Genomic DNA, 201 nt, shown 5'->3' with positions numbered 1-201 from the left:
GAGGTGTAAGCATGGTAACATGTTAAGCTGACTGATACTAATAGGTCGAGGGCTTGACCAATAAAAAGGCTAAAACTTATGTGCAATTTTGATGGAATAAAATTCATCAACAATCTGGTGATGATGCTTTTAGAGGATACACCCGTTCCCATACCGAACACGATGGTTAAGCTCTAAGAGGCCGATGGTACTGCACGGGCG

At 42.8% G+C, this 201-nt stretch carries 1 rRNA gene; it reads left to right on the top strand.

Annotated elements, in window-relative coordinates:
* Positions 1 to 113: 113 nt before the first annotated feature.
* Positions 114 to 201 (top strand): 5S ribosomal RNA (gene rrf / locus CPJCM30710_RS17735); the annotation flags it as partial.

It is taken from the genome of Clostridium polyendosporum, from assembly GCF_018332455.1.
GTDB classification, from domain to species: domain Bacteria; phylum Bacillota; class Clostridia; order Clostridiales; family Clostridiaceae; genus Clostridium_AY; species Clostridium_AY polyendosporum.
This window is presented reverse-complemented; position numbering and strand designations above follow the sequence as displayed.